This is a genomic window from Dethiosulfovibrio russensis, assembly GCF_021568855.1.
Lineage (GTDB): Bacteria > Synergistota > Synergistia > Synergistales > Dethiosulfovibrionaceae > Dethiosulfovibrio > Dethiosulfovibrio russensis.
In genome coordinates, this window is the sequence record NZ_JAKGUG010000036.1 from 1 (window position 1) to 542 (window position 542).

1 protein-coding gene is annotated in these 542 nt (G+C 37.8%); it reads left to right on the plus strand.

Annotation, left to right across the window (positions count from 1 at the left end; genetic code table 11):
• The coding region (locus tag L2W48_RS12930; protein ID WP_438940979.1) for a BrnA antitoxin family protein at window positions 1-396 on the plus strand (396 nt) is incomplete at its 5' end.
• Window positions 397-542 lie beyond the last annotated feature (146 nt).

Here is a 542-nt window from a genome sequence, read left to right on the forward strand (position 1 = left end):
CTCATACAATCATTGACGATGATGACTGTGAGATCATACGAATCATTAGTGCAAGGCAAGTCACTAAAGCGGAACGCAATCAATATGAGCATGGTTAGATATACACGCAAAGAACTGAATGAAAAATTCAGTGACAAGCAAGATGCTGAAATTAAACGCTTGCTTGCAAAAGGAACTGTACCAGATGAACAATTAGATCTATCTGACATTCCTGAGATTACCGACTGGAGTCATGCTGTTCGCCATGGGCAATTTTATCGTCCAGTGAAGCAACAAACATCTGTTCGTCTAGATGCAGATGTACTTGCATGGTTAAAGGCTCAAGGCAAAGGCTATCAGACACGCATGAATAAAATTCTGCGTGAAGCAATGCTAGAAGATCTTAAGAATCATTGATGAAAATGGGAGCTATAGACTCCCATTTTTGCTTCGCATAAGAGATTTTATGTTAAATAATTAAATTTTTTCTATGTAAATCTGACAGTCTTACGAAGAGTAAGCTAGTAGAAATCTTTCGATATCTTCGATCATCCTGTGAACAT